Annotated in this window: 25 protein-coding genes; 16 read left to right on the top strand and 9 right to left on the bottom strand. The window is 54.3% G+C overall.

What is annotated here, in order from left to right:
* Window positions 1-322 precede the first annotated feature (322 nt).
* Window positions 323-1,576, top strand: coding sequence for a serine hydroxymethyltransferase (glyA, locus tag NA986_RS16410; RefSeq protein ID WP_000919178.1), 1,254 nt, complete (start codon window positions 323-325; stop codon window positions 1,574-1,576).
* 195 nt (window positions 1,577-1,771) lie between these two features.
* A complete protein-coding gene (locus tag NA986_RS16405) occupies window positions 1,772-2,911 on the top strand; it encodes a 3-phenylpropionate MFS transporter (protein ID WP_001173729.1) in 1,140 nt (379 codons plus the stop codon).
* On the opposite strand, the gene csiE is transcribed toward NA986_RS16405, so the two are convergent.
* Window positions 2,906-4,183 carry a stationary phase inducible protein CsiE gene (gene csiE / locus NA986_RS16400; protein WP_000982963.1) on the bottom strand — a complete coding sequence of 426 codons (1,278 nt, stop codon included), beginning with the start codon at window positions 4,181-4,183 and terminating at the stop codon, window positions 2,906-2,908. The two genes, NA986_RS16405 and csiE, sit on opposite strands and share 6 nt — an antisense overlap.
* 125 nt (window positions 4,184-4,308) lie before the next feature.
* Here csiE and NA986_RS16395 point away from each other — a divergent pair, with 125 nt between their 5' ends.
* Window positions 4,309-4,947, top strand: a complete 639-nt coding sequence (locus NA986_RS16395; protein WP_000805728.1) for a DUF1007 family protein — start codon at window positions 4,309-4,311, stop codon at window positions 4,945-4,947.
* On the top strand, window positions 4,938-5,924 hold the full coding sequence (locus tag NA986_RS16390; RefSeq protein ID WP_070793974.1) for a nickel/cobalt transporter: 987 nt from the start codon (window positions 4,938-4,940) through the stop codon (window positions 5,922-5,924). Before NA986_RS16395 ends, NA986_RS16390 begins: the two co-directional genes overlap by 10 nt.
* Here the strand turns inward: NA986_RS16390 and asrC are convergent, their stop codons facing one another.
* The 5 genes from asrC to suhB form a co-directional block, all read right to left on the bottom strand.
* Entirely contained in the window at window positions 5,925-6,938 is a 1,014-nt protein-coding gene (gene asrC, locus NA986_RS16385) for a sulfite reductase subunit C (protein WP_000020685.1), read from the bottom strand.
* Between the two features lie 10 nt (window positions 6,939-6,948).
* Window positions 6,949-7,767, bottom strand: coding sequence for an anaerobic sulfite reductase subunit AsrB (gene asrB / locus NA986_RS16380; protein ID WP_000017587.1), 819 nt, complete (start codon window positions 7,765-7,767; stop codon window positions 6,949-6,951).
* Between the two features lie 3 nt (window positions 7,768-7,770).
* A complete protein-coding gene (gene asrA / locus NA986_RS16375) occupies window positions 7,771-8,814 on the bottom strand; it encodes an anaerobic sulfite reductase subunit AsrA (RefSeq protein ID WP_000985209.1) in 1,044 nt (347 codons plus the stop codon).
* Between the two features lie 181 nt (window positions 8,815-8,995).
* The gene (locus tag NA986_RS16370) at window positions 8,996-9,874 is read right to left on the bottom strand and encodes an alpha/beta hydrolase (RefSeq protein ID WP_000174944.1); all 879 of its coding nucleotides are present in this window, start codon (window positions 9,872-9,874) and stop codon (window positions 8,996-8,998) included.
* A 144-nt stretch (window positions 9,875-10,018) separates the two neighbouring features.
* Entirely contained in the window at window positions 10,019-10,822 is an 804-nt protein-coding gene (gene suhB, locus NA986_RS16365) for an inositol-1-monophosphatase (protein ID WP_000553473.1), read from the bottom strand.
* 118 nt (window positions 10,823-10,940) lie between these two features.
* On the opposite strand from suhB, the gene trmJ reads away from it, so the two are divergent.
* The 11 genes from trmJ (at window position 10,941) to sseB (ending at window position 19,957) form a co-directional block, all read left to right on the top strand.
* Window positions 10,941-11,672: a tRNA (cytosine(32)/uridine(32)-2'-O)-methyltransferase TrmJ gene (trmJ, locus tag NA986_RS16360; RefSeq protein ID WP_000940034.1), complete on the top strand. Its 732-nt coding sequence runs from the start codon at window positions 10,941-10,943 to the stop codon at window positions 11,670-11,672.
* Window positions 11,673-11,831: 159 nt separating this feature from the next.
* Complete coding sequence (gene iscR, locus NA986_RS16355; RefSeq protein WP_001241346.1) at window positions 11,832-12,326, top strand: Fe-S cluster assembly transcriptional regulator IscR; 495 nt, start codon at window positions 11,832-11,834, stop codon at window positions 12,324-12,326.
* Between the two features lie 180 nt (window positions 12,327-12,506).
* Window positions 12,507-13,721 (top strand): cysteine desulfurase, encoded by a 1,215-nt coding sequence (iscS, locus tag NA986_RS16350; protein WP_000775263.1) that lies wholly within the window; start codon window positions 12,507-12,509, stop codon window positions 13,719-13,721.
* 27 nt (window positions 13,722-13,748) lie between these two features.
* Window positions 13,749-14,135, top strand: coding sequence for a Fe-S cluster assembly scaffold IscU (gene iscU, locus NA986_RS16345; RefSeq protein WP_000331704.1), 387 nt, complete (start codon window positions 13,749-13,751; stop codon window positions 14,133-14,135).
* 28 nt (window positions 14,136-14,163) lie between these two features.
* Window positions 14,164-14,487, top strand: coding sequence for an iron-sulfur cluster assembly protein IscA (gene iscA, locus NA986_RS16340; protein ID WP_000028952.1), 324 nt, complete (start codon window positions 14,164-14,166; stop codon window positions 14,485-14,487).
* A 195-nt stretch (window positions 14,488-14,682) separates the two neighbouring features.
* Entirely contained in the window at window positions 14,683-15,198 is a 516-nt protein-coding gene (hscB, locus tag NA986_RS16335; protein ID WP_000384398.1) for a co-chaperone HscB, read from the top strand.
* A gap of 12 nt (window positions 15,199-15,210) precedes the next feature.
* The gene (gene hscA / locus NA986_RS16330; RefSeq protein WP_001196655.1) at window positions 15,211-17,061 is read left to right on the top strand and encodes a Fe-S protein assembly chaperone HscA; all 1,851 of its coding nucleotides are present in this window, start codon (window positions 15,211-15,213) and stop codon (window positions 17,059-17,061) included.
* Window position 17,062: 1 nt separating this feature from the next.
* Window positions 17,063-17,398: an ISC system 2Fe-2S type ferredoxin gene (gene fdx / locus NA986_RS16325; RefSeq protein WP_001124466.1), complete on the top strand. Its 336-nt coding sequence runs from the start codon at window positions 17,063-17,065 to the stop codon at window positions 17,396-17,398.
* Window positions 17,399-17,409: 11 nt separating this feature from the next.
* Window positions 17,410-17,610 carry a Fe-S cluster assembly protein IscX gene (iscX, locus tag NA986_RS16320; protein ID WP_000523621.1) on the top strand — a complete coding sequence of 67 codons (201 nt, stop codon included), beginning with the start codon at window positions 17,410-17,412 and terminating at the stop codon, window positions 17,608-17,610.
* Between the two features lie 177 nt (window positions 17,611-17,787).
* A complete protein-coding gene (gene pepB, locus NA986_RS16315; RefSeq protein WP_000133536.1) occupies window positions 17,788-19,071 on the top strand; it encodes an aminopeptidase PepB in 1,284 nt (427 codons plus the stop codon).
* Between the two features lie 109 nt (window positions 19,072-19,180).
* Window positions 19,181-19,957 (top strand): enhanced serine sensitivity protein SseB, encoded by a 777-nt coding sequence (gene sseB, locus NA986_RS16310; RefSeq protein WP_001533245.1) that lies wholly within the window; start codon window positions 19,181-19,183, stop codon window positions 19,955-19,957.
* Between the two features lie 36 nt (window positions 19,958-19,993).
* On the opposite strand, the gene timP is transcribed toward sseB, so the two are convergent.
* On the bottom strand, window positions 19,994-20,110 hold the full coding sequence (timP, locus tag NA986_RS16305; protein WP_242618368.1) for a small toxic inner membrane protein TimP: 117 nt from the start codon (window positions 20,108-20,110) through the stop codon (window positions 19,994-19,996).
* Between the two features lie 415 nt (window positions 20,111-20,525).
* Complete coding sequence (locus tag NA986_RS16300) at window positions 20,526-21,194, bottom strand: DUF5066 family protein (RefSeq protein WP_023181208.1); 669 nt, start codon at window positions 21,192-21,194, stop codon at window positions 20,526-20,528.
* 42 nt (window positions 21,195-21,236) lie between these two features.
* Here NA986_RS16300 and NA986_RS16295 point away from each other — a divergent pair, with 42 nt between their 5' ends.
* A complete protein-coding gene (locus tag NA986_RS16295; RefSeq protein ID WP_024134286.1) occupies window positions 21,237-21,461 on the top strand; it encodes a hypothetical protein in 225 nt (74 codons plus the stop codon).
* On the opposite strand, the gene sseA is transcribed toward NA986_RS16295, so the two are convergent.
* Entirely contained in the window at window positions 21,441-22,283 is an 843-nt protein-coding gene (gene sseA / locus NA986_RS16290; protein WP_000205241.1) for a 3-mercaptopyruvate sulfurtransferase, read from the bottom strand. The two genes, NA986_RS16295 and sseA, sit on opposite strands and share 21 nt — an antisense overlap.
* Between the last annotated feature and the right edge of the window lie 193 nt (window positions 22,284-22,476).

Below are 22,476 nucleotides of genomic sequence, written 5' to 3'. Positions count from 1 at the left end.
GTGCTTCCTTTATGTGAAAATCTAATGATGCATATCAAATGCATCTTATAAGAATACCCTTGCATTGTAAATGGATCTTCTCTGCTTTACGTTATGGAGGTAACAACGTGAAAAATCTGCATCACAAAGCTGAAAAGAAATCCGTTGAAATTCGTCAGGCTCTCGTTCAGGAAACCCTTATCTGACGCATAGGTAATCGTTTGCGTAAAAACCTTTGTCAAGACCTGTTATCGAAGAATGATTCGGTTATACTGTTGGCCGAAGTCCCACGGACTGCCTTTTCAGGCACAAATTTTATTGTTAGCTGAGTCAGGAGATGCGGATGTTAAAGCGTGAAATGAACATTGCCGATTATGATGCCGAATTGTGGCAGGCTATGGAGCAGGAAAAAGTACGTCAGGAAGAGCACATCGAACTGATCGCCTCCGAAAACTACACCAGCCCGCGCGTGATGCAGGCGCAGGGGTCTCAGCTGACCAACAAATACGCTGAAGGTTATCCGGGCAAGCGCTACTACGGCGGTTGCGAATACGTTGATGTCGTAGAGCAGCTGGCTATCGACCGCGCGAAAGAACTGTTCGGCGCCGACTACGCTAACGTGCAGCCGCACTCCGGTTCTCAGGCTAACTTCGCTGTTTACACCGCGCTGCTGCAACCGGGCGATACCGTTCTGGGTATGAACCTGGCGCAGGGCGGCCACCTGACTCACGGCTCCCCGGTTAACTTCTCCGGTAAACTGTACAACATCGTACCTTACGGTATCGATGAGTCCGGTAAAATTGACTATGACGAGATGGCGAAGCTGGCCAAAGAGCACAAGCCGAAGATGATTATCGGTGGCTTCTCTGCCTACTCCGGCGTGGTTGACTGGGCAAAAATGCGTGAAATCGCTGACAGCATCGGCGCATACCTGTTTGTCGACATGGCGCACGTGGCGGGCCTGATTGCCGCAGGCGTTTACCCGAACCCGGTTCCGCACGCTCACGTTGTCACCACCACCACCCACAAAACCCTGGCGGGTCCGCGCGGCGGCCTGATCCTGGCGAAGGGCGGCGATGAAGAGCTGTACAAAAAACTGAACTCCGCCGTCTTCCCAAGCGCGCAGGGCGGCCCGCTGATGCACGTGATCGCGGGTAAAGCGGTAGCGCTGAAAGAAGCGATGGAGCCGGAGTTCAAAGTTTACCAGCAGCAGGTGGCGAAAAACGCCAAAGCGATGGTAGAAGTGTTCCTGAACCGCGGCTACAAAGTGGTGTCTGGCGGCACTGAGAACCACCTGTTCCTGCTGGACCTGGTGGATAAAAACCTGACCGGTAAAGAAGCTGACGCCGCGCTGGGCCGTGCTAACATCACGGTGAACAAAAACAGCGTGCCGAACGATCCTAAGAGCCCGTTCGTGACTTCCGGTATCCGTATCGGTTCTCCGGCGGTCACTCGTCGCGGCTTCAAAGAAGCGGAAGTGAAAGAGCTGGCTGGCTGGATGTGTGACGTGCTGGACAACATCAATGATGAAGCCACCATTGAACGCGTGAAAGCGAAAGTGCTGGATATCTGCGCCCGCTTCCCGGTTTACGCGTAAGCGCTTATGTTGTGAAAATGGCCCGATGGCGCTGCGTCTGTCGGGCATTATTTATGCGCCATAACGTGACGCCGCCGGAAGTCATTATCCGGCGGCGTTGCCGTTTGAACTTCTCCCTCCGCTTGTTAATCTTATGTTACTCTTGCCAGCGCAACCGTTTACCGCCAGACTATCGCCTCCAAACGGGAGGGAATCATGGCATTGCATTCCACGCGCTGGCTGGCGCTCAGTTATTTCACCTACTTCTTTAGTTACGGTATTTTTCTGCCCTTCTGGAGCGTCTGGCTCAAAGGTCTTGGGCTAACGCCGGAAACCATCGGTCTTCTTCTGGGCGTGGGTCTGGTCGCGCGTTTTCTCGGTAGTCTGCTCATTGCGCCTCGCGTAAGCGATCCTTCGCGGTTGATCTCCGCGCTGCGCGTACTGGCATTGCTGACGCTGGTATTTGCGCTGGCATTTTGGGCAGGAACGCATGTCGCGTGGCTAATGGTGGTGATGGTTGGGTTTAACCTCTTCTTTTCACCACTGGTGCCGCTGACCGATGCGCTGGCCAATACCTGGCAAAAGCAAATTACCCTGGACTATGGTCGGGTGCGGCTGTGGGGGTCCATCGCCTTCGTGATAGGGTCGGCGCTGACCGGTAAGCTGGTGAGTTTATACGATTACCAGGCGATTCTGGCGCTACTGACGCTCGGCGTCGCCTCGATGTTGCTGGGTATGTTGTTACGTCCCAGCGTGCCGCCGCAAGGGGAAAGCCGTCAGCAGGAGAGCGCAGGCTGGCCCGCCTGGCGTACGCTGGTGGCACAAAGTTGGCGTTTTCTCGCCTGCGTCTGTTTGCTGCAAGGGGCGCACGCCGCCTACTACGGTTTTAGCGCCATCTACTGGCAGGGGGCTGGCTATTCAGCATCGGCGGTCGGCTATTTATGGTCGTTGGGCGTGGTGGCGGAAGTGATCATTTTCGCCCTGAGTAAAAAGCTATTTCGCCGGTTTAGCGCCCGCGACTTGCTGTTGCTTTCCGCTGTGTGCGGCGTGGTACGCTGGGGACTGATGGGCTGGAGTACGGCGTTGCCGTGGCTGATTGTGATACAAATCCTGCACTGTGGCACGTTTACCGTTTGCCATCTGGCCGCCATGCGCTATATCGCTGCGCGTCAGGGAAGCGAGGTGATTCGTTTGCAGGCCGTCTATTCCGCTGTGGCGATGGGCGGCAGTATCGCGATTATGACGGTATTTGCCGGTTTTCTGTATCAACATCTGGGCGGCGGCGTATTCTGGATTATGGCGCTGGTGGCATTGCCCGCTATCTTCCTTCGGCCCAAAGTGGTTGCCGCGTCATGATTCCAGGATCTTGCGGATCTGCTGCTGTTGGTGCTCTGTGAGGGTGCGATCCGCATGAATTAATGGCGGTGAGAAGAGCGGTAGCGGCGTGGCGTAAGGGGTAACAATCAGCGCTACGCCGCGCGGGCATCCCTCTTTTTGAAACGCCTGGAGCGATATCCGTCTGATATTCAGCGGCAATAGGGTCAGTTCACGCAGTTGCTGCTCAATATGCGTCTCCAGCGCATCATTTTTATCCGCTAACAATACGATCTGCCTCTCATGCAAATCGTTATCCTGCATCAGCCAGGCGCCGAAAATCACTGCCACCAGCCCCGTCTCTTCCTCGGAAAAGTGGATACCATATTCGGCTTCAAACCCGGCGAGCGCCTCACGTGTGGTGCGAACCAGACGCGGATAAAGACGGTTGAACTCTTCCGGAAGCGTATTATCGATGCCAATCGTGAATAAACTTCGGTTCAGCGCCTGGGCGAGATGGACATAGAGCTGATCGTTAAGCCCTTGTTCGTCGCTGAAGCGTACGTTCCCTTTTTCTCGAAAGCGCAGCACCAGCCGCGCCACCTCCAGTCGCAGTTGCTGCGCCCGTTGATGCGTGTCGCGAATCGGGTCGGGGAGGCGAATCATTGAAAACAGTAACGCCATAAACAGCGCTTCATTGAGCGGTGCGGCCTGCATCACGTGGCGCTGCCAGTGACGACCAATTTCCTGGGCGAGTGGATATTCCGCGCACGACTGCGCCCAAATCTGCTGTACAGGGTTGAACTCCGGGGTGATGCCGGCATGGTGTTGTAGCAGACAATACTGTAAAAAGAGACGCAGGAACTGCACGTCGCGATGTTCAAATGGTTTTTGCAACCGGCGGGCGCACAGATTGATGAGCGCGTGCAGATTAATATCGTCATACAGCGGACGCGCGATACCGCGCTGCTTTAGCGCGTTTTTTAAGGCCGGGGTAAACTGTTGCGTGACGAAGGTCGGGCATAAACGCAGGCCGCGCCTGAGCCAGTGTAAAAGGCAAAGGCGCTGATCGAGTGCTGTACCTTCGATCCGATAGCAACCGTTCTGGCATGTTGTGATGGCAAGGCGATGATAGCGCTGGATCTCCAGGCTTGTCTCAGTGATATCCTCACGGGCAGTATCATCATCAACGCCATTAAGCGCGCTGAAGATTTCCACCGTGGCAATTGGCTCCGGCTGGAAAAGCGTCAGCAATACCTGACAGCGGCGCTGGGGAGCGGAAAGTACAGATGGTGGGGCAATTGTCGGCATCATCTGTCAGGTCTCCCGTTAGTTTGTCTGGTAAGGATAGCTAAAGTTTGCGTGTGAAAAATGTGATAAGCGTGCTTTTAGGCCAGGAATGCTGAGGAACGTCACAGAATTTTTATCGCGAGGAACAGATGAAGCCAGTGAAACGCAGCGCCTTAACACTATTTCTTGCCGTTTTATCTTTCGTGGCGGCGGCGCATCCGCACAGCTTCATCCGTCTGCAAACGCAGGTGGTCAGTGAAAATGAGCAATTTGTGGCGTTAAAAATGCGCTGGACAATGGACGCGCTGACGTCCGCAGATCTGCTGTATGACGCCGGAAACGCGGCACCGGGGTCAGAAATATGGAAAAAGTTGGCGGCGGAAGTGATGGCTAACGTACTTGGGCAGCACTACTTTACAGAAGTGTGGCGCAATGGCGCGAAAGTGAAGTTTAAAAACAGGCCGACAGAATACGGTATGACGCGTGACGCGCATCAGGCGGTATTGACCTTTACGCTACCGCTGGCTGAACCGCAGCCGTTAAGCGGACAGACTTATACCTTTTCAACGTTTGATCCCTCTTATTATGTCGATATGCATTATGACCAGGACAGCGATATCACGATGCCGGAACCGCTGCGCGAAAAGTGTCGGATTCAGGTTTATACTCCTGCGCCCGGCGAAGAGACGCTACGTTTCGCCCAGTCGCTGGATAAAGAGGACGCGCCGCCGGAGGATATGGATTTAGGTAAACAGTTTGCCCAAACGGTGACCTTGCAATGTCAGTAATTTTTTCTCAACGCACTCCGGGGCGGCGCTGGCTCTCGCTGTGGCCATTGGCGTTATTCCTGCTGCTGATGCTGGTTGGCGGTCTGTGGATGTGGCAGGCCTGGCCGCAGGTGATGTTGAAAAGCGCTCTTTGGCAGCGGGACGTGAATCAGCAGTTGAGCGCGCTGCTTAACGCGGTGGCGACGCATCCTGAGCGGGCGGGCGGATCGTTGCTTCTGCTGAGTTTTATGTATGGCGTGCTTCATGCGCTGGGGCCGGGACACGGCAAAGTGGTGATCGCGACATGGCTGGCGACGCATCCTTCGAAGTTGAAATCGAGTATCGTGTTAACCCTCGCCGCCGCGTTATTACAGGGGTTCGTGGCTATCGGGTTGGTGGTGGGCGTGCTGACCGTATTGCAACTTCCGGCCAGGCAGCTCCATCTGAGCGGTTTCTGGCTGGAAAAGGGGAGCTATGCGTTAGTTGGCGGGCTGGGCATCTTGCTGTGCTGGCGGGCCATAAAAAGGTTACGCGCGCTGCTACGTAAACCTGCCTTTATCGCTTTTACGCCGCGCCATGTTCACCATGAAAAATGCGGCTGCGGACATCAGCATTTACCGACGCAGGAACAATTGCATAGCGGCGATGACTGGCGCGCGCGACTCATGATCGTACTGTCTATGGGGATGCGGCCCTGTTCCGGCGCGATAATGGTGCTGTTATTCAGTAAAGTGATTGGCGTTTTTAGCTGGGGAATGGCGTCGGTACTGGCGATGGCGGCGGGAACCTCGCTGACGATTACCGCGCTGGCGCTGCTGGTACACACTTTTCGTGCTCTGGCGGTGAAACTCAGTGGAAACAAAGCGCCGGCGTTATGGCGGCAGGTAGGCTGGTCAACGCTGGCGCTGGCCGGAGGGGTCATACTGCTTGTTGCGGCGCTGGTCATGTGGTTTAGCGTGCCGCAGCCTGTGGGCGGGCTGCGGCCATGGCGTGGTTGATTAGTGCCCGGCGGGTTTGAGATGCATCCGCGCGACGGATTCGTCTTCGGCCCAGTAAATGCGTTCGGCGACCATCGCTTCCGGATTGAGCTGAACGCCGCGCAGTACCCGTTCTTTAAAACGCAGGTAGCCGCCTTTGTCGATCAGATGGCCCATATGGAGATAGATCGGTTTTCCGCCGAGCATCTCTTTTTCAAATTCATACAGGTTAACGATCACCTGCTTTATCACATCTTCAGTCACCCAGTTGAGGAAGAGCTTGCCGACGCGCGGCGTCTTTTTACTGGTGCGTCCGCCCAGACGGACTTGCCAGAGCTGATCCGGCTTACGTTGCCAGGCCAGCGTCGGACAGGCCAGCACGCACTCGCCGCAGCCGATACAGGCGGACTCTTCTTTGACCGCTTTGCCGTTCTTCAGCGCCAGGCAGCCTACCGCGTGGTGACTACAGGCCTTCACGCAGGCGCCGCAACCGATACAGCGATCGGCAGTGAAGCGCATTTTCGCCACGCCAATAATTCCCAGATCGGCCATTGACGCCTTCGCGCAATCATTCGGGCAGCCAACGATGACCGTTTTGAGATGATAAGGGCTGGGATAGACCAGTTTTTCAAGACGGCGGGACAGACCGGTCGTGTCAGTGTTGGCTTTCTGGCAAATGCGGTTCCCCTGACAGGCGACAATATTTCGCCCGCCAATAGCGAGATAGCCCGCTTTGGTATCCTCAACCTGGACGTCGCACAGTTCTATTTCAATCTCGCGAAGAAACGGCTCCAGCGCGGCGTTCACGTTGTCGATATCTTCGTAACGGATACCCGGCATCGCCAGCTTCTGGCGGGTAGTGAGGTGAATTTGTCCGTTGCCCCAGGTTTCGGCGATGTCACGCGCCACCGTTAGCAAATGCGCGGGCAAAATACCGCCGGGAATGCGGACGCTGATCATGGCTTCGCCGCGCACTTTTGACAGGCGATATTCGTTTTTCGCACGGGCTTTAATGATATCAATATCAATGCTCATGATGTTCTCCTTAATCGGCAAAACGTTGCGCGACGGCGTAGTTAAATATCGGGCCGTCGGTGCAGACATACACTTCGCCCATACGGCAGTGGCCGCACTTCCCGACGGAGCAGGCCATCCGGCGTTCGTAGTCCACCCAGATTTGCTCCGGCTTGAGCCCTTTTTGCAGCAGCATTTTTACGGTAAAGGTAATCATTATTGGCGGCCCAACGACGATGGCCTGCATAGTGTCGATATCGCTAAGCGTCATGTCGGCAAGCCGATCGGTCACCCGGCCAATCTGGTAACGGTCATCAGCCTCGCCTTCATCCAGCGTGAGCACCAGATTATGTTTGCCGCGCCACGTCGCCATTTCTTCTTTGTACAGCACGCAATCGCGATTTTTATAGCCGAGAATCATATCCAGCTGACCAATTTCCTGGGGATTCTCAACGAAATAGCGCATTAAGCCTTTCACCGGCGCGACGCCCGTGCCGCCTGCGACAACCAGTAAGGGTTTATGGCGCAGCGTATCGACCGGATAGCCATTGCCATAGCAGCCGCGTAGCCATACGTTGTCGCCTTCTTTCAGCGTAAAGAGGGCGCTGGTCACTTTTCCGACATTACGAATCAGCAGATCTATCCAGCCGTCGCCATAGTCGGAAACGGAGATGGGCGCTTCGCCGACGCGCGGCAGCGACACCTCAACAAATTGCCCCCAGTGCGCGGGAAAATCGACGGCCACGCGGAAATTCCACTCCAGCGGCGTGTGGCGAGTAATACTGAGGATGCGGTACGCCGCAGGCAGCAAACTGTGCTGCGGTTTATCATGACAGGAACAATGTGACATGCGTTATGCCTCCTCTGCCAGCGCCTGCCGAACGGCAGCGGTCATTTTGTTGATAATCAAAGAAAATTTGATGTATTGCGGGCAGCGATCGTCGCAGCGGCCGCAGCCGACGCACATATGTTCAATGCCGTTGCGCGCTTTGTAGTCATTGACCTTATGCAGGGCGCGGTAGCGCAGACGCTCGCCGGGTTTTTCGCGAAAACCATGACCGCCGGCCATGTCGCTAAAGCCCGGCACCATGCAGCTTGCCCACTGGCGACGGCGTTCGCCGCGCTGCGGATTTTCATCATAGGCGACGTCAAAGACGCTATAGCAGGTACAGGTTGGGCACCCGGTAGTGCAGCGGCCACAACTGATGCAGCGGCTGTCGTAGGCGTCCCATAGCGGGTGGCGGGTGAGAATGTCGCGAATTTTTTGCGGATCGCGGCAAACGCTGTCCGGCGTGACGACGGTTTCCCGGTTTTCGCTGACGAAAGAGGGGGTATAGTCAGCCTCCTGCCCCAGCCCTTGTATCGCCGCCTCGATAAAGGGATCGCGGATGCTGACAAGCGCGCCCTCATCGCTAAAACGCATGGCGGCGCTATAACAGTCAGTTTTATTGGTACCCATTGAGACGCAGAAACAATTTTCGAAGCTTTCTTCACACTCAATAAGGACGAAACGAATATGCTCCCGTAGCAGTTGATAACTGTAATCGGAATTATTCCCATTTGATAAATACATATAATCCAGCCGCGACATGGCGTTAATGTCGCAGGCGCGGGCAAAGATGATTATCGGGGAGGTGTCTGTCTCGGCAATTTGAATGGTGTCTTTATCGAAATAAAAGAGCGTTTCGGTGATAGGGGCGATAATGGTATTCGGCGACATGTGCGATTTCTCGTGCCAGATGAGATCGCGCCAGCCGCTAATTCGTTGATAAATAATGTTGTCAGTGTCGGAAAAACGTCCGCCGCGAAACTCTGCGGACGGGGCAAACACGCGCCATTTTTTGTTTAATCGCTGGATAAGCAAACTAAACTCGTCAGGCGTAATTTTGATAGCCATCACATACTCCACAGTAATATTCAGGAAAAACAAATGAAAATAAATTGTTATAAAAATCAGTTGAATATTACTGTTACGCTAGCGCTAATCCACCGCCTTCGCTAACGGGAAAAAATGGTTTTTACTATCGGTATAATAAATATATTCTTAATCATAAAATATGCATATATACAGCGTCGCGCTATTTAGCGGATAGCGCGGTCTGAATAAATTTAATCATTGCATCACGGTAAAGGTTTGCATAACGTCCGGAAAAAGCATCAATGTGATCGCCGTCAGGAATGAAGATTTTTTGTTTGGGCTCCCGGGCGAGGGCATACAATTTCTCACTGTCCTGCCAGGGAATAACATGGTCTGCCGTGCCATGAAGAATCAATACCGGAATGGGGCTGACGCTGGCGATATTGCGATCCGCGCTATAGCGGTCATCAAGCAAATAGCCGCTGCCCGGGATCATCTGGTTGGCGATGGAGGAATAGGATAAAAACGTTGAGTCGAGGATAATCGCACGTATGCCCGCCTGGTCGGCGTAGCGCATATTTGCGCAGCCTACGCAGTGGCCTACGGCGGCCAGTACATTATTGCCGCCCAGGCTCTGTCCCAGCAGTACCAGGCGCTCGGGGTTAACGTCGGCGCGATGCCGCACATAATCTATCGCGCTTTTCGTATCGTCCAGTAGCCCCTCTTGTGATGGGGTGCCCTCAGATTCGCCAAAACCACGGTAATCAAACATAAACAGGTTTACGTTGCGTTCTGGCAGCCAACTGACTAACGGCCAGTGCGCCGACATATTTCCGGCGTTGCCATGGACATGAATCACCGTCGCGACGGCGTTTTCCGGCCTGCCGAAAGCAGTGGGAATAAACCAGCCGTGCAGATGCGTGCCATCTTTGGCGGTAAAGGTAATGGATTCAGCTTCGGCAGGGGTTGGCCCATAGACTTTATTGTCCGGGTAATAAAAGGCATTGATCGCTACGCGGGGTAGCAGATAAATACAGACCACAATGATAAACAGAATAAAAAGGGATTTGACGATGCGTCGGGTATGTTGAAGGGTCATGTTCGCTTCCTTGCCGCTTTATGCCAATAGCGGAGCAGGGAGCGATCGTACAAAAACATGCAGGCAAGTAAAGCGATGAGGCTGTGTTTAGGAAAAACGCCTGAAAAGGCACGGCGGATGAGTGGCCCCATCCGCCGAAGAGACTTAGCGCTTCAGCGCATCGCTCAGTTCGTCGCGCATATTCGCCAGCATGGCTTTAACGACGCGCGGATTCCCCGCCACGATATTACCGGTCATCATGTAGTTATGACCGCCGGTGAAATCGCTGACGATACCGCCCGCTTCACGAACCAGCAGTTCGCCCGCGGCGAAATCCCACGGACGAAGGCCAATTTCAAAGAAACCATCGACACGACCTGCAGCCACATAGGCCAGATCCAGCGCGGCGGAACCGGTGCGGCGGAAATCGGCGCATTCGGTGAACAGCTTGCCGATAATATTAATGTAGGTGGTCGCGTATTGTTTGGCTTTGAACGGGAAGCCGGTAGCGAGAATAGTGCCGTCCAGATCGCGCGCGGTACTGCCGCGCAGACGGTAGCCGTTCAGTTGCGCGCCCTGACCGCGGGTGGCGGTGAACAGTTCGTTACGCATCGGATCGTAAACGACAGCCACTTCAGTACGGCCTTTAATGCGTACAGCAATGGAAACAGAGAAGTGTGGCAGACGTTTGATGAAGTTGGTGGTGCCATCCAGCGGATCGATAACCCATTGAACATCCTGATCTGTGCCAACGTGCTCACCGCTTTCTTCGGTGATAATAGTGTGTTGCGGGTAAGATTTGCGAATGGTGTCGATAATTACCGCTTCAGCGGCCTTATCCACATTGGTCACAAAATCGTTACTGCCTTTTTGGCTCGCTTCTACAGCGTCCGGAGTTTCATAGTTTTTGGCAATTACATTACCCGCCTTGCGCGCTGCGCGCACGGCGATGGTCAGCATCGGATGCATCGGTCTCTCTCACTGGATGTTAAAGAACGGGAAAACGGCGCAGAGTATAGCAGCGAGATCGGAATCTGTCTTGGTTTTATGGTAAGATGTCAGAATAATCTTTAGCTGAAGAAAGACAATGCTGCAAAACATTCGAATTGTGCTGGTGGAAACCTCCCACACCGGCAATATGGGCTCTGTGGCTCGCGCTATGAAAACCATGGGCTTAACTAACCTGTGGCTGGTAAACCCGTTGGTGAAACCGGACTCCCAGGCCATCGCTCTGGCGGCAGGCGCCAGCGATGTGATCGGTAATGCGCAGATCGTTGATACGCTGGATGAAGCGTTGGCTGGCTGTAGCCTGGTGGTCGGCACCAGCGCTCGCTCCCGCACTCTGCCGTGGCCGATGCTTGATCCGCGCGAGTGCGGCTTAAAAAGCGTGGCGGAAGCGGCAAATACGCCGGTTGCGCTGGTTTTTGGTCGTGAGCGTGTCGGGCTGACTAACGATGAGTTGCAAAAATGCCATTATCACGTCGCGATTGCCGCTAACCCGGAGTACAGCTCGTTGAATCTGGCGATGGCGGTACAGGTCATCGCGTATGAAGTCCGTATGGCCTGGCTGGCGACGCAGGAAAACGGCGACGCGGCAGATTATGAAGAGACGCCGTATCCGCTGGTGGACGATCTTGAACGTTTCTACGGCCATCTGGAGCAGACGTTGCTCTCCACTGGCTTTATTCGCGAAAACCATCCGGGGCAGGTGATGAATAAATTGCGCCGTCTGTTTACCCGCGCCCGCCCGGAAAGCCAGGAGTTGAATATTCTGCGTGGGATTCTGGCGTCTATTGAGCAGCAGAATAAAGGCAAGTAACCGCGTCAATACCGCACGGAACGCTAAATACCTGACTAATTTACTCAAGTAAATAGTTGACCAAATTACTCGGGAATGTCAGACTTGTCCCTGCTATGCAATACCCCCATTTTACAATAAAAAACCCCGGGCAGGGGCGAGTTTGAGGTTAAGTAAGACATGAGACTGACATCTAAAGGGCGTTATGCCGTGACCGCAATGTTAGACGTTGCGCTCAACTCCGAAGCGGGCCCGGTACCGTTGGCTGATATTTCTGAGCGTCAGGGGATTTCCCTTTCTTATCTGGAACAGCTATTTTCCCGTTTACGTAAAAACGGTCTGGTTTCCAGCGTACGCGGGCCAGGCGGCGGTTATCTGTTGGGTAAAGATGCTGGCAGTATCGCGGTCGGCGAAGTGATCAGCGCGGTTGATGAATCCGTTGACGCGACCCGTTGCCAGGGGAAAGGCGGCTGCCAGGGCGGCGATAAATGCCTGACCCATGCGCTGTGGCGTGATTTAAGCGATCGCCTGACCGGTTTTCTCAACAATATTACCTTAGGCGAGCTGGTGAATAACCAGGAAGTTCTGGATGTGTCTGGTCGCCAGCACACGCATGACGCGCCGCGCGCCAGTGGTCGTGCGCAGGACGCTATCGACGTTAAATTACGTGCTTAATTAAAATATTACGCCATCTCTTCTGGCGGCATCATGCGGTGAATGCCGCGGTCGTCTGAAGGATGAAGCGTAAAAAAGAATTCAGAATCAGGCCGGGACGCGGACGTCCCGTCAACACGGTCGTACATCCAGCCGGTTGCCTGATTCCTTGCATTGAGTGATGTACGGAGTTTAAGAGCAATGAAATTACCGATTTATCTCGACTACTCCGCAACCACGCCGGTGGACCCGCGTGTTGCCGAGAAAATGATGCAGTTTCTGACCCTGGACGGAACCTTTGGGAACCCGGCGTCTCGTTCACACCGTTTCGGCTGGCAGGCTGAAGAGGCGGTAGATATCGCCCGTAACCAGATTGCTGAACTGGTCGGCGCTGACCCGCGTGAAATCGTCTTTACCTCAGGGGCGACGGAGTCCGATAACCTGGCGATCAAAGGCGCTGCCAACTTTTATCAGAAAAAAGGCAAGCACATCATCACCAGCAAGACCGAGCACAAAGCAGTGCTGGACACCTGCCGTCAGCTTGAGCGCGAAGGGTTTGAAGTGACCTACCTGGCGCCGCAGCGCAACGGCATCATCGATCTCAACGAGCTCGAAGCAGCGATGCGTGACGACACCATTCTGGTTTCCATCATGCACGTGAACAACGAAATCGGCGTGGTGCAGGATATCGCGACCATCGGCGAAATGTGCCGCGCGCGCGGTATCATCTACCACGTTGACGCCACCCAGAGCGTGGGCAAACTGCCTATCGACCTGAGCCAACTGAAAGTGGATCTGATGTCCTTCTCCGGTCATAAAATTTATGGTCCGAAAGGCATTGGCGCGCTGTATGTGCGTCGTAAGCCGCGTATTCGCATTGAAGCGCAGATGCATGGCGGCGGGCACGAACGCGGTATGCGCTCTGGTACTCTGCCTGTCCACCAGATCGTCGGCATGGGCGAAGCTTACCGTATCGCGAAAGAAGAGATGGAGACCGAAATGGCCCGTCTGCGCGGTCTGCGTAACCGTCTGTGGAACGGCATCAAAGATATTGAAGAAGTTTACCTGAACGGCGACCTTGAGCAGGGCGCGCCAAACATTCTCAACGTGAGCTTTAACTACGTTGAAGGCGAGTCGCTGATCATGGCGCTGAAAGACCTGGCGGTCTCTTCCGGTTCCGCCTGCACCTCCGCCAGTCTGGAACCGTCCTACGTGCTGCGCGCGTTGGGCATGAATGACGAGCTGGCGCATAGCTCTATCCGTTTCTCTTTAGGTCGTTTTACCACTGAAGAAGAGATCGACTACACCATTGATCTGGTTCGTAAATCCATTGGCCGTCTGCGTGACCTTTCTCCACTGTGGGAAATGTACAAGCAGGGTGTGGATCTGAACAGCATCGAATGGGCACATCATTAATCGGTATCGGAATCAGGAGAATTTATAATGGCTTACAGCGAAAAAGTAATCGATCACTATGAGAACCCGCGTAACGTAGGGTCGTTTGACAACAACGACGATAACGTGGGAAGCGGCATGGTTGGCGCGCCGGCCTGCGGCGACGTCATGAAGTTGCAGATTAAAGTTAACGATGAAGGTATCATTGAAGACGCGCGCTTCAAGACTTACGGCTGCGGTTCCGCTATCGCCTCCAGTTCTCTGGTAACGGAGTGGGTGAAAGGGAAATCCCTGGACGAAGCGCAGGCGATTAAAAACACCGACATTGCAGACGAACTGGAGCTGCCGCCGGTGAAAATTCACTGCTCTATTCTGGCGGAAGACGCGATTAAAGCCGCTATTGCGGATTACAAAAGCAAACGCGAAGCGAAATAAAATAGAACGTTAACATTGAGGTTTTGTTATGTCGATTACACTTAGCGACAGTGCAGCAGCGCGAGTTAATACCTTCCTGGCCAACCGTGGTAAAGGGTTTGGTCTGCGTCTGGGCGTGAGAACCTCCGGCTGCTCAGGTATGGCTTATGTACTGGAATTTGTTGACGAGCCAACGGCGGAAGACACCGTGTTTGAAGACAAAGGCGTTAAGGTAGTGGTTGACGGCAAGAGCCTGCAATTTCTGGACGGTACACAGCTGGACTTCGTAAAAGAAGGTCTGAACGAAGGGTTTAAATTCTCCAACCCGAATGTGAAAGATGAGTGTGGTTGCGGCGAAAGCTTCCACGTGTAACCGTGTTCCGCTGTTATACCGAGCATTCGTGCTGCAGAAAAGCGGCAAGCGAGTGAATCCCCAGGCGCTTACTTGAGTAAATGACTGGGGGAACCCGCGCAGACAACGCATCTGCGGCGCGAAGTAAGAAGGTATAACCCCACCGTGGTCGCCTGCGTGTGGGGTTTGTTCTGACAGGCTATCCCTGAGAATGTTATGGATTACTTCACCCTCTTTGGCTTACCAGCCCGCTATCAGATTGACACCCAGGCGCTGAGCCTTCGTTTTCAGGATCTGCAACGCCAGTATCACCCTGACAAATTTGCCAACGGCACCCAGGCGCAGCAGCTTGCCGCCGTCCAGCAATCCGCCACGATCAACCAGGCCTGGCAAACGCTGCGTCACCCTTTGACGCGCGCGGAGTATCTGCTTTCCTTACACGGGTTCGATCTGGCCAGTGAGCAACATACGGTACGCGACACCGCGTTTCTGATGGAACAACTCACGCTTCGCGAAGAGCTGGACGATATCGAGCAATCAAAAGACGACGTGCGGCTGGAAAGCTTCATCAAACGCGTACAAAAGATGTTTGATGCTCGCCTTCAGCAAATGGTGGAACAGTTGGACAACGCCGCGTGGGACGCGGCGGCGGATACGGTGCGCAAACTGCGGTTTCTCGATAAACTGCGAAGCAGCGCAGAACAACTCGAAGAAAAGCTGCTCGATTTTTAACTGGAATCTAACATGGCCTTATTACAAATTAGTGAGCCTGGTCTGAGCGCTGCGCCGCATCAGCGTCGTCTGGCGGCGGGCATCGACTTAGGCACTACCAACTCTCTGGTTGCGACGGTTCGCAGCGGCCAGGCGGAAACTCTGCCTGACCACGAAGGGCGCCACCTGTTGCCTTCAGTGGTTCACTATCAGCAGCAGGGCCATACGGTCGGTTACGCTGCGCGTGACAATGCCGCGCAGGATACGGCCAACACTATCAGCTCTGTGAAACGCATGATGGGACGCTCGCTGGCGGATATCCAGGCGCGCTATCCGCATCTGCCTTACCGGTTTAAGGCAAGCGTTAATGGGCTGCCGATGATTGACACGGCGGCTGGATTGCTCAATCCGGTACGCGTATCGGCTGATATTCTCAAAGCGCTGGCCGCGCGGGCTAGCGAATCGCTCTCCGGCGAGCTGGATGGCGTGGTGATTACCGTTCCCGCCTATTTCGATGATGCCCAACGTCAGGGGACGAAAGACGCCGCGCGGCTGGCGGGCCTGCATGTACTGCGCCTGCTCAACGAACCGACGGCAGCGGCGATTGCCTACGGTCTGGACTCAGGCAAAGAAGGCGTTATTGCTGTTTACGATCTCGGCGGCGGTACCTTCGATATCTCTATTTTACGCCTGAGCCGCGGGGTGTTTGAAGTGCTGGCGACGGGCGGTGATTCTGCGCTCGGCGGCGACGACTTTGACCATCTGCTGGCGGACTATATTCGCGAGCAGGCGGGAATTGCCGATCGTAGCGACAATCGCGTTCAGCGCGAACTGCTGGATGCCGCGATTGCGGCGAAAATCGCCTTAAGCGATGCCGATACCGTTCGCGTTAACGTTGCGGGCTGGCAGGGGGAGATCACTCGCGAGCAGTTTAACGATCTCATTTCCTCGCTGGTTAAGCGCACGCTATTGGCCTGCCGTCGCGCATTGAAAGATGCCGGCGTTGATCCCCAGGACGTTCTGGAAGTGGTCATGGTCGGCGGTTCGACCCGTGTACCGCTGGTGCGTGAGCGGGTGGGCGAATTTTTTGGCCGCACGCCGTTAACCGCTATCGACCCGGATAAAGTGGTCGCTATTGGCGCAGCGATTCAGGCCGATATTCTGGTCGGCAACAAGCCGGACAGCGAAATGCTGCTGCTGGACGTGATTCCACTCTCTCTTGGGCTGGAAACGATGGGCGGCCTGGTGGAAAAAGTCATTCCGCGCAACACCACTATCCCGGTGGCGCGCGCGCAGGATTTCACCACCTTCAAAGACGGCCAGACCGCGATGTCTATCCATGTGATGCAGGGCGAACGCGAACTGGTGCAGGACTGCCGCTCGCTGGCGCGCTTTGCGCTGCGCGGGATTCCGCCGCTGCCGGCGGGCGGGGCGCATATTCGCGTGACCTTCCAGGTAGACGCTGATGGCCTGTTGAGCGTCACCGCAATGGAAAAATCCACTGGCGTCGAGGCCTCCATTCAGGTCAAACCTTCCTATGGCCTGACCGATAGCGAAATCGCCTCGATGATCAAGGATTCCATGAGTTTTGCCGAGCAGGACGTGAAAGCGCGTATGCTGGCGGAGCAAAAAGTCGAAGCCGCGCGCGTGCTGGAAAGTTTGACCGGCGCGCTAACTGCCGACGCCGCGCTGTTAAGCGCCGCAGAACGTCAATGCATTGATGATGCCGCCGCACATTTAAGCGCGGTCGCACAAGGCGATGATGTTGACGCCATAGAACAAGCCATTAAAAACGTAGATAAACAAACCCAGGAATTTGCCGCTCGCCGCATGGACCAGTCGGTTCGTCGCGCGTTGAAAGGCCATTCCGTAGACGAGGTTTAACATGCCGAAGATTGTTATTCTGCCTCATCAGGATCTTTGTCCGGATGGCGCAGTTCTGGAAGCTGAGACCGGTGAAACCATTCTTGACGTTGCGCTGCGCAACGGCATCGAGATTGAACACGCCTGTGAGAAATCGTGCGCCTGCACCACCTGTCACTGTATTGTACGTGAAGGCTTCGACTCCTTGCCGGAAAGTTCGGAAGAAGAAGACGATATGCTGGATAAAGCGTGGGGGCTGGAGCCGGAAAGTCGACTGAGCTGCCAGGCCCGCGTTACCGACGACGATCTGGTTATCGAAATTCCACGTTACACAATCAACCATGCGCGTGAGCATTAACAGAGGGTAGTATGGGACTCAAGTGGACCGATAGCCGCGAGATCGGCGAAGCGTTATACGACGCATATCCTGATGTCGATCCTAAAACCGTTCGTTTCACCGATCTGCATCAGTGGATCTGCGAACTGGACGATTTTGACGACGACCCTAACGCATCCAATGAAAAAATTCTGGAGGCGATTCTGCTAGTCTGGTTGGATGAAGCAGAGTAATTTTTGCGTCATGATCCTCGCCGCAGGTGCGTTGGCTACGTTCGCTCACCCCAGTCACATAGTTTGCTATGCTCCCGGGGATTCGCTCACTTGCCGCCTTCCTGCAACGCGAATCATTTAGCAAAAGATCTAACGGGCTGCCCTACGGCGGCCCGTTTGCTAATAAGGAAAATAACAATGACAGAAGCCATGAAAATTACGCTTTCCACGCAGCCTGCCGATGCGCGCTGGGGCGATAAAGCCACTTACAGTATTAATAACGACGGTATTACCTTGCATCTTAACGGTAAAGACGATCTGGGGTTGATCCAGCGTGCGGCGCGTAAAATCGACGGCCTGGGAATAAAACAGGTCGCGCTGACAGGCGAAGGATGGGATATCGAGCGTTGTTGGGCATTCTGGGCGGGTTACAAAGGACCAAAAGGCGTCCGTACCGTAATGTGGCCGGATTTAGACGATGCCCAACGTCAGGAACTGGATAACCGCCTGACCATTATTGACTGGGTGCGCGACACCATTAATGCTCCGGCGGAAGAGCTTGGGCCGGAGCAACTGGCGCAGCGCGCGGTGGATCTGCTGTGCAGCGTCGCGTGCGATAGCGTCACTTATCGTATCACCAAAGGCGAAGATCTGCGCGAGCAGAACTATATGGGGTTGCATACCGTAGGCCGTGGTTCTGAGCGTCCGCCGGTGCTGCTGGCGCTGGATTACAACCCGACGGGAGACAAAGATGCGCCGGTTTATGCCTGCCTGGTCGGTAAAGGTATCACCTTTGACTCCGGCGGCTACAGTATCAAACAAAGCGCTTTTATGGACTCAATGAAATCCGATATGGGCGGCGCGGCGACAGTAACGGGCGCGCTGGCGTTCGCCATTACCCGTGGGCTGAATAAACGCGTAAAACTGTTCCTGTGCTGCGCTGATAATCTGATCAGCGGCAACGCGTTTAAACTGGGCGATATTATTCGCTACCGTAATGGCAAGAATGTCGAAGTCATGAATACCGATGCGGAAGGGCGACTGGTGCTGGCGGATGGCCTGATTGACGCCAGCGCACAACACCCGCAGCTAATCATTGATATGGCGACGTTAACCGGCGCGGCGAAAACGGCGCTGGGTAACGACTACCATGCGCTATTCAGTTTTGACGATACGCTGGCGGGGCGCTTGCTGACCAGCGCGGCGCAAGAGAATGAACCGTTCTGGCGTCTGCCGCTGGCGGAGTTCCACCGTAACCAGCTGCCGTCTAACTTTGCGGAACTGAACAACACCGGCAGCGCGGCGTATCCCGCCGGGGCAAGCACTGCCGCGGGTTTTCTGTCGCACTTTGTTGAAAATTACCGCGAAGGCTGGCTGCACATTGACTGTTCCGCCACTTATCGCAAAGCGCCGGTTGAGCAGTGGGCTGCCGGGGCAACCGGTCTGGGTGTGCGCACCATCGCGAATTTGCTGACCGCCTGAACGGTGTTTTTGTAGGCCGGGTAAGCGAAGCGCCACCCGGCATTTTGCCTGATGGCGACGCCGTGCGTCTTATCAGGCCTACAACCCATATACATAATTTGTGATTCCTATGTCCGAAACTAAAAATGAATTAGAAATCTTGCTGGAGAAAGCGGCGACTGAGCCCGCGCATCGTCCGGCATTTTTCCGTACCTTACTGGAGTCCACCGTCTGGGTGCCGGGCAGCGCTGCCGAAGGCGAGGCGATTGTGGAAGACAGCGCTCTGGATTTGCAGCACTGGGAAAAAGAAGACGGCACGACCGTCATTCCCTTCTTTACTTCTCTGGAGGCGCTGCAGCAGGCCGTGGAAGACGAACAGGCATTTGTGGTGATGCCGGCGCGCACGCTGTTTGAAATGACGCTTGGCGAAACGCTATTCCTCAACGCTAAATTGCCGACCGGCAAAGAGTTTATGCCGCGTGAAATCAGCCTGCTTCTCGCTGAGGAAGGCAGTCCGTTAAGTACGCAGGAAGTGCTGGAAGGCGGCGAGTCGCTTATTTTATCCGAAGTGGCCGAGCCGCCGTCGCAGATGATTGATTCCCTCACTACGCTGTTTAAAACCATCAAACCGGTGAAACGCGCGTTTCTCTGCGCGATTAAAGAACATGCGGACGCCCAACCCAATCTGCTGATTGGCATTGAGGCTGACGGCGAAATTGAAGAGATCATTCACGCAGCGGGCAATGTGGCGACCGACACGTTACCGGGTGACGAACCGATCGATATTTGTCAGGTGAGGAAGGGCGAGCAGGGTATCAGCCACTTTATCACTGAGCATATCGCGCCGTTCTACGAGCGCCGCTGGGGCGGGTTCCTGCGCGATTTTAAACAGAACCGCATCATCTGAAGAAAAGAAAGCCGCCCAACAGGGCGGCCTCCTGGCTTACCTGCTCTGGACGTTGAGCGTTACGGGAACAGAGCTACCTGGGTGGCTTCTGTCTGCGTGAAGACACAACGTGCCAGAAACAAGAAGCACGACACAAAAGCATCGTACCTTCATGTTGCGGTCCTTGCGAAGACCGCATCACGGCAGCACCGCTGGCGATAATGCCGTGATAGCAGGCACTACGGTGTGCCTGCGCTTACGGCCATGGGTTATCCTCTCCTGAAGCCAGCGCCCGTTTGCGAGACGGCGGAAAGGGCCGGGAAAGATAATACCTCAAATGTTGAATAGTTTCCCGGTAAATCATATTGACATTTGCTCCCTTAAAAGGGAGTATTAATCCCCTACGGTGTGCCTGCGTTGCTATGGCAACAAAGCCTGCTGGAAAGGCCGCGAACCGGACCAGCACAAAAAAACCGCTCAATTGAGCGGTTTTTTTGTGACCTGCTTAAACCGAATTTATGTAGATTCGTTTTAAATCAGCCTGAACGGTAGGCCGGATAAGCGTGAGCGCCACCCGACATCATGTCGATTAATCGACGAGCGCGTCCAGTTTTGCCCAAAACGCCTCATGATAATCCTCCAGGTCAAGTAAAGCGGCATCGCGTTGTTCATTCATTTTTTGCTGTGCCTTCCATTGCGGAAGATGTAAATCCTCTTCGGTAAAGCCAATGTCTTTAGCGCCCGAAATAATATTATAGAGATATTCCACCAGAGAAGACTCCGCCAGCCAGAATTCATTACGTTCCATGCGGGCAATAGGGTATTCGCCGTTGGCATCCCGTTCTGTGATATAGATAAAAATGGCCTGATCGCCGACATGATCGATACGAATTAATGCCGGAAGACGGGGATCGTTACTCCAGACAGGCATCAGATCTTCAATATCAATACCTGAGCTATCCATGCCAGCGCCGTAATACGCCTCTTCATCAGGGGAGTAAGAATGAATTACTCCCTCTTTATCAATAGATCTTTGTAATGTTTCAATCACAGGCATATTATAATTGCTAAGTAGATCGCGGTCGTAGGCCAGTAGCGCCTTCAGGCTTTCAGGCAACTCAGTGGTTTCCGTATTTTGCGGATCGCGATACTTACGCACTCGCAGACGACTTATTTCCTCGGCAGGCATAGGATTAGGCACCTTATTACGGTTAACCTTTTTAACCAACTCAATTAAATTAGCGAGTGAAATATCCATTTTCCATCCTTAAAAAATTATATTTACAGGAGTTATTTCCCGGTGAAAACCAAAACAGCGGTGATGATACTCCTTATACCCGACGTAAAGTATTTACCGATAAAAAATAGGATTTTATTAAGAGAAAATAATGCCCGTTTGCAGGACAGTGGAAAAGAGCTGAATAAAAACAATGTCTGTAGATCGTTTTACATCAGCCTGAACGGTAGGCCGGATAAGCGTGAGCGCCATCCGGCATGGCAGATATTAAGCGGGTTCAACCGGTAAATCGGTACGCGCGCCCCATTCGCTCCACGCGCCGTCGTAAAGCGTGACGTCAGGCACATCCAGCGTGGCGAGCGCCAGCACCACGACCGCGGCCGTCACGCCGGAACCGCAACTGGCGATAATCGGTCTGTCGAAACTCACGCCGTGGCTGAAAAAAACCTCATTCAGTTCGTCAGTGGTCTTTAATTCGCCCTCATACACCAGTTCCGTCCACGGGACGTTTAGCGCGCCAGGAATGTGTCCGCGCCTCAGTCCCGGACGCGGTTCATCAGCCTGAGCGTTAAAACGCGCCGCCGGACGCGCGTCAACAATTTGCGCGGTTTTTTCATGGCTTGCCAGCAATACGTCGGTGAGACGCACCACGGCTTGCGGCGCGAATTTGGCCTCAAACTCGCCTCCTTCATGCGCTTCCTCGCCTTCGCGCAATAGCCATTCGTCGCGCTGCCAGCCCGCCAGTCCGCCCGCCAGAATGGACACTTTCTCGGCACCGAACGTGCGCAGCATCCACCATGCCCGCGGAGCGGAGAACAGATTGCCTTCATCGTATATGACCAGGTGTTTATCCTGGCGAACACCCAGTTCACGCATGGCCACCGCAAACGCTTCCGGGCGCGGCATCATATGCGGCAACGGCGATGCGCGATCGGAAAGCGCTTCAATATCAAAAAACAGCGCGCCGGGAATATGTCCGGCGCGATATTCGCCCGCCATATCACGATGTTCCTGTCCTGGCGGCGCCATACGGGCGTCAAGAATCTGTATTTCCGGATCATCAATATGTTCGGCAAGCCAGTCGGCGGCGACAAAAAAGGCGGTGGTCATGGGTATCTCCATTGTTACCTGATTATGATCAAATTGTCGGACGTTTCCCGAAAAGGGACAAGTAGAAGAGGCTGTTTTGGCTGGCGAAACCACATTTCTGCGTAAAATTTTCGCATCATCACAGTAATACGGACTTACACAATAAAATTTCTCGCGCATAATATCTCATCAACCATTGCTGACAGGCCGTTAA

It is taken from the genome of Salmonella sp. NW177 (assembly GCF_051811585.1).
GTDB classification, from domain to species: Bacteria; Pseudomonadota; Gammaproteobacteria; order Enterobacterales; family Enterobacteriaceae; genus Salmonella; species Salmonella enterica.
Note: the sequence above shows the minus strand (reverse complement) of the source record. Positions and strands in the feature narration are given on the sequence as shown.